Annotated in this window: 6 protein-coding genes; 4 read left to right on the forward strand and 2 right to left on the reverse strand. The window is 70.9% G+C overall.

Going from position 1 to position 6,304, the window contains the following annotated elements:
- The first annotated feature begins 244 nt into the window (after positions 1-244).
- Together ACFWPQ_RS34995 and ACFWPQ_RS35000 are read left to right on the forward strand one after the other, a co-directional pair.
- Entirely contained in the window at positions 245-1,546 is a 1,302-nt protein-coding gene (locus tag ACFWPQ_RS34995; protein WP_384043846.1) for a mannosyltransferase family protein, read from the forward strand.
- A gap of 238 nt (positions 1,547-1,784) precedes the next feature.
- Positions 1,785-2,804 carry a phosphatase PAP2 family protein gene (locus ACFWPQ_RS35000; protein ID WP_384043849.1) on the forward strand — a complete coding sequence of 340 codons (1,020 nt, stop codon included), beginning with the start codon at positions 1,785-1,787 and terminating at the stop codon, positions 2,802-2,804.
- A 105-nt stretch (positions 2,805-2,909) separates the two neighbouring features.
- Here the strand turns inward: ACFWPQ_RS35000 and ACFWPQ_RS35005 are convergent, their stop codons facing one another.
- Positions 2,910-3,125 carry an I78 family peptidase inhibitor gene (locus ACFWPQ_RS35005; protein ID WP_217555714.1) on the reverse strand — a complete coding sequence of 72 codons (216 nt, stop codon included), beginning with the start codon at positions 3,123-3,125 and terminating at the stop codon, positions 2,910-2,912.
- A 493-nt stretch (positions 3,126-3,618) separates the two neighbouring features.
- Positions 3,619-4,323 (reverse strand): transglycosylase family protein, encoded by a 705-nt coding sequence (locus tag ACFWPQ_RS35010; protein ID WP_384043853.1) that lies wholly within the window; start codon positions 4,321-4,323, stop codon positions 3,619-3,621.
- A gap of 540 nt (positions 4,324-4,863) precedes the next feature.
- On the opposite strand from ACFWPQ_RS35010, the gene ACFWPQ_RS35015 reads away from it, so the two are divergent.
- Entirely contained in the window at positions 4,864-5,649 is a 786-nt protein-coding gene (locus tag ACFWPQ_RS35015; protein WP_384043856.1) for a hypothetical protein, read from the forward strand.
- A gap of 155 nt (positions 5,650-5,804) precedes the next feature.
- Entirely contained in the window at positions 5,805-6,212 is a 408-nt protein-coding gene (locus ACFWPQ_RS35020) for a hypothetical protein (RefSeq protein WP_384043859.1), read from the forward strand.
- The last annotated feature ends 92 nt before the right edge of the window (positions 6,213-6,304 follow it).

Genomic DNA, 6,304 nt, shown 5'->3' on the forward strand with positions numbered 1-6,304 from the left:
GTGCGGCGGACGGGCGGGGTGGGGACGCCCCGTCGTACGGCCGGAGAGGAGCGGGGTCTCCGGCCCGCGTATACGAACGCGAGTGACACGTCAGCGTACGCGAGTTCGTTCCGGGGGCACGTGGCGGACCTCTCACACTCTCGGGAGAACTCATGTGGCGTACGCCACGGCCCGGCCCCGGTCCCCGCTCCGCATCACGCCCGCGCGAACCCGACGGTTCCGCGTCCCGTCGATAATCGAGCCCGTGACCGATCTTGAAGCACCCATGGCGGTACCGCGCGCCCCGGCCCTGCGCCGGGCGGCGCCGGCCCTGCTCGGGTACGTGGCCGTACGCGCCCTCGGCCTGGTCGTGCTGGCCGGATGGAGCGCGGCGCGCGGCAAGAGCGCCTACACCTTGTTGACGGCGCGCTGGGACTCGCTGTGGTACACGCGGGTCGCCGAACTGGGCTACGGCTACGAGGTACGGCTGCCGAACGGCGACGTCCACTCCAACCTGGCCTTCTTCCCGCTGCTGCCCTGGTTGGAGCGCCTGCTGCACGCGCTCGCGCCCCTGTCGTACGCCGACGCCGGGTTCGCGGTGAGCCTGCTCGCCTCGCTGGCGGCGGCCTGGGGGATCTTCGCGGTCACGGACGTCGTGTACGGCCCACGGGTGGGGGTCTGCGCGGTGCTGCTGTGGGCCGTACTGCCCGTGGGGATCGTGCAGTCGATGGCGTACAGCGAGTCGCTGTTCACCGCGCTGGCCGCCTGGTCGCTGTACGCCGTGCTGACCGGCCGCTGGGTGACCGCCGGGGCGCTGGCCGCGCTGGCGGGGCTGACCCGGCCGGTGGGGCTCGCCGTGGTGGCGGCGGTGTGGACGGCGGGGGTGGTCTCGTTCGTGCGGGATCGCAGCAGCGGCGCGCGGGACGGTGGTGCAGATCGGCCGGGCGGCGCGTGGGATGACGAACGCGCCCCCGAGGTGTCCAGCGCCGCCCGCGCCCGGCGCATCCCGCAGACAACCGGTGCACCACACGCGTCACGCGCCCCCCACGTCGCCATCACCGGTACCCCGCCCTGGCGTCGCGCGCTCGGCATGCTCCTCGCCCCGGTCGGCGCCGCCGCCTATGTCCTGTGGGTCGGCCACCACACCGGCAGGGGCCCGCTGGGCTACCTGGACGTCCAGGCGGGCTGGCGTAACGGCTTCGACGGCGGCTATGCGTTCGCACGCTTCGTGGCCGACAAGTTCACGTCATTTCCGTCCGCTCTCGCCGGAGCGGGTTTGATCCTCGGTGTCGGCCTCCTGCTGTGGCTCTACGTGATCGGCGTCCGCCGGCGGCAACCACTCCCCCTGCTGGTCTACACGGGTGTCGTCCTCGCGCTCGCGCTGTGCGCGTCGAGCTACTTCGGGTCCAAGCCGCGGCTGCTGCTGCCGGCCTTCCCGCTGCTGCTGCCGCTCGCCCAGGCCCTCGCCCGGCTACGCACCGACAGATCGGCGCTGGTCACGGCGGGTGTGGCGGTGGCCTCGGCGATCTATGGCGCGTTCTGGCTGAACGGCTCCGGACCTCCATGATCATTTCGGCGGCTCCGATGAGCAGCCGGAGAATTCCACCCCATGCTTTGGTTAACGAATTCATAAGTGCCATAAAACGGCGACCCGGCATGATCAAAGGAATTGAAGGACGGACCCGCCGAGGATTACGGAATCCTTAGAATTCGGAGGCCTCCTGAGAGGTTTCCCACATCACATCGTCATCACAAAGCCGCAGTTTCGACCGGGAACAGAGCTCACTCGCTGTAACGTCGATTGGGTGCGTACCGAACGAAACCTCACCCGTCTGGACCGGGTGTTCGCCAGGCTGGACCGTGAGCCGGAACGGCCGGCCCACATTGATGTGCCGAAGATGAGCCGGCACCGGGTCGTGTTGTTCACCGCGACCCTCGCCTTCTACCTGGCGATCGTGTGGGCCGTCGTGATCACGTCGTGGCTGGTCCGGCTCGACTGGCAGGTCATGTTCTTCCGGCCGTACCAGCAGTGGTCGGGAATCCACTGGTTCGTCGACTACTACGTGGTCCTCGGCCAGCGCGGCCCGACCGCCGTGATGGTCGCCGCCTGGCTGGGCTGGCGCTCGTGGCGACAGCACACCCTGCGCCCGATGCTGACGCTCGGCGCCTCCCTGCTGCTGCTCAACATCACGGTCGGTGCCGCCAAGCTCGGCATGGGACGCCTCGGACCGCACTACGCGACCGTCATCGGCTCGAACGAGATGGGCCTGGGCGGCGATATATTCCCCAGCGGACACACCGCCAACGCGGTGGTGACCTGGGGAATTCTGGCATATCTGGCCTCCACCCCGAGAGCCCGCCGCTGGCTCTCCGCCGCCTCGGCGGTCACCTCCCTCGGCGTCGGCATGTCCACCGTCTACCTCGGTACGCACTGGCTGAGCGACGTGTTGCTGGGCTGGGCCGCGGGGCTGCTGATCCTGCTGGCGCTGCCCTGGTGCGAGCCCTTCATCGCCCGCGCCGAGACCTCGCTCTTCGACCTGCGCGACCGCTGGCGCGCCCGCCGCGGCAGCACGGTGCCCGCCCCGGTCCCGGTGCCCGTGGTCCTCAAGCCGCGTCCGGCGCCCGTCGAGCAGACGGCGCCGGAACGCGAGCCGGTCTCCCTGGCCCGCGCCCCCAGGGCCCCGATCCATCTGGCACCCGGCCCGCACACCCCCCGCTCGGAGCGCACCCCGGTCACCCCGGCGGGCAGCCGCCGCCCGCCGCACCCCGAGCGGCAGCCGCGCGGCACCGCCGCCCAGGCGGCCCGCCCGGTGACGGGCGGCTGACGGCCGTACGGACGCGACAGCGGGGTCCTGGTACGCACGACCGCCCCCGCACGGCGAAGGCCCCGGTTCCCCACTGCGGGAACCGGGGCCTTCGCCGTCGTGCGGTCAGCCCTTCCAGGCGCGCGCCACGACGCCGTCGCGTACCTCGAAGTTGAGCCGCCCCGTCCGGTACTCCATGGTGATGATCGCTCCCGGCGGCAGCGAGCGCACCGTCGTCCACCCCCGTTGCCGGGCGAAGCGTTCCGCGTCGCCCGCGTCGAGGCCTACGTACCCTTGCGGGCTGTCCTGGGGCTCCGTCGGCGGAGCGGTGTCCGGTGCCATGCGGCCCACGCTAGGCCGCTTCCGGCGGAGACGGAAGCCGAAGTCGCACGTCTGTCCCCGGTCACACTTCTGTCACAGAACCACGACACGCGTTTCGGTCGAACTCCGTCACACGTACGAGCGGTTCCATGCGCCTTCCTGGCGCATTCGAGCGCAATTCCCCGATGCCGGTACGGTCTTCCGAAAAGCCGCCGGAAAGAACCGGGAGCGGGGATCCGGGGTGCTCCGGCGCCTGCATTCCATTCCGATTCCGCCGGTCCGCGCCGAAGCTGACACCGCATAAGAGATTCACCGCTCCGGCACAGAACCCCCGTACCTCGCGGGTAGGGACGAGGTTGCGGCAGCGTGAACTCGAAGTGTGCCGTCCTCACATGAATCAGCCTCACATCAGCACGCGCGCGCCTCATTCAAAGCATGTACATGCCCCCAAAGCGCACCGGGCCCCGCCCGGTCGGGCCGGGCGGGGCATGGCGGTGCGGGGCGGGGGTTCGCGTCAGAGCGCGAGGCGCTGCCCGGGCACGATCAGGTTCGGGTCGTCGCCGATGACGGCCTTGTTGGCGGCGTAGAGGCGCTGCCAGGTGGTGCCGTGCCGCTCGGCGATCTCGCTCAGGGTGTCGCCCTTGCGGACGGTGTAGTCGCCGCCGGACGAGGTGCGGCCGGTACGGTCCGCCGAGCGCTGCGGGGTCTTCGCCGCAGGGGTCGACTTCCGGGTGGTCGACGTGGTCGACGACTTGGACGACTGCGACGGCTTCGTCGCCGACTCCGTGGTGCTCTTCGTGGTCACCGAGGCGCTCTCGGGCGCCGAACCGGTCGCCCCGGCCCGCGCCGAGCAGACCGGCCACGCGTTCCAGCCCTGGGCGTGCTGGACCTTGGTGGCGACGGCGATCTGCGCTTCCCTGGAGGCCTGGTCGGCCGTCGTCGCGTAGGCGGAGCCGCCGTACGCGCGCCAGGTGGAGGCGGAGAACTGGAGTCCGCCGTAGTAGCCGTTGCCGGTGTTGATGTGCCAGTTGCCGCCGCTCTCGCACTGGGCGATGCGGTCCCACACTCCGTTGTCCGCCGCCGCGGCGTTGCCGGTGGCCGCCAGCAGGCCCAGCGGGGCGAGCAGCGCCGCTCCGGCCAGGGCGGCTGTCGTACGGCCCTTGCGGGAGCCGTTCTTGGCGGCGACGGTCTCACGGGTGGTATCGGCACACTCGGACATGTATTTCCCTCTCCACATACCCGGGGTCCCCCAGGCGGGACGCGGTCCCCGCGTGATGGACGCGGTTCCTCGCGCTCGCCCCGTCCGCCGCGGCCGGTGCTGCGGTGGTGCTCTGCCTGCTGTGGCCGGCGGACGTACCCGAGCGGTGCTCGTTGCACACGGCGGAGGAATCTAGAGATCGGGAACGTCCGAAATCAACCAACTCACTGTCAGGCCAGGCCAGTTCGATGTTACCGTGAGTAGCAGCGATTTTCGGCCACCCACTACATTCCCTGATTTCGGTATTTGTCGACCATGGGTTCGACGGATCTGTGATTCACTTCACCGCGTCAAACTCCTTTGGCTTGCGCAGAGTTGACGGGGAGTGCCGGATTCCGCACGAGGCGTGACCCTGCGCAGCGGATGGTTCGATCCCGATCCCCCCAATGCGTGACCCCCACCACAGATCACCCGTTGTCTTCTTCATGAGCCCGCGACCCCGGGGGCTCACGGACCGGGAGCCACCCGGGCCTACACGCACCGCATCCCGAGGGAGCCACCGTGCCGCGCATGCTCGACGTCAGCGACGAGGTACGCGCCGAGATCGGCGACGAAGAAGCCGACCGGCTGCTCGCCGGAGACAACGCCCCCGGCAGCTACGACTGCACGTCCTGCCGCACCCCGGGCGACTCCGAACAGGAGCGCACCAGCACCGTCCTGTTCATCGGCGACGAGACCGCCGTCCTCGCCTTCGCCCACGCCACGTGCCTGCCCTCGCAGGTCGTCCAGGTCACCGAGGAGCAGCTGCAGGGGGCGGTCCGCTCCATCAACGGCGACAGCGCGCCGGGCGGCGGGCCGCAGAAGTCCGTGCCCGAGCAGGCGGTGCTCGGGGTGACCAGCGGACTCGTGCTGATCGCCGGGGAGTTGCACCCCGCGCTGGTCGTGGAGCCGACGTCGCCGATCGTGCGGCCCGGCACGGACGGGGTGGGCGACGACTTCCTGCCGCTCCTGATCGAGCAGGGCTTCATGCCGGTGCCGGAGCTCACCTCGGTGCCGCCGGTGCTGCACGGGTGGTCGGTGCTGCTGGCGGTGGGTCAGCTGCACGCGGTGCTGCAGCCGGGCCCGACCGGCGGGCAGCCGGTGGCGTGGTGGCAGGCGCATCAGCCGCTGCAGGTGACCGACGGGTGGCGGGCGGCCGCCAACAAGCACCAGCAGGTGCTGATGTTCGCGGCGCCGGTGGGGTCGATCGGGCGGCAGCCGCGGGAGGACCTGTTGCGCGACGCGATCGACAAGGCGGCGGCGAACGGGAAGCTGGTGGCGGCAGCCTTGCCACTTGCGGGGGTTTGAGGGACGCCCAAGGGGTAGGGGGCTGCGGTCCGGTTGGCGGGTGCGGACCGCTTGTGGCTGGTCGCGCAGTTCCCCGCGCCCCTACGGGGCGCAAGCACCCCCAAAAGCAAAACTACGGGCCGCATCTCTTCAAGAATCCGGTCGTTTGGACATACGTGCACGCATACGACCTTCCTCCCCACCGGCCGTCCTTCTCCGCCGTTCCCGCTGCCCGGGCGGCTCAGGAGGCCCCGGGCGGGCTCTCGGCCACGCCGATCTATGACTCGCTCTATGCGGAGTGGGTCAAGAGCTTCCGTACGCTGCCGGGTGATCGCAGCGGTGAGGAGTCGCTGGGGTTCGTCGCCTTCGGGACCGCCCCGTTCAGTACCGGCACGCACGGTCTGGGGTCGTACGGAGGGAACTCGTACAGCGCGTACAGCGCGGGTGCCTACAGCGCCCGGAACGGCGGCGGCCAGCCGCAGCCGCCGCAGTGGCAGCGGGTCGGGACGCTCGGGCGGGCCGAGGAGACCGGGATGACGCCGGTGCCGGCGGCGCTTCCGCCGGCACCGCGCCGGGGGCTGTGACACATGCGTGAGGGGCGGGCACCCCGGACGGGGGCCGCCCCCCACCGAAGCCGCTACATCTTGTTAGCGCCGCCGGGGTCGCGCCCCCAGGC

Source organism: Streptomyces sp. NPDC058464 (genome assembly GCF_042721035.1).
GTDB lineage: Bacteria > Actinomycetota > Actinomycetes > Streptomycetales > Streptomycetaceae > Streptomyces.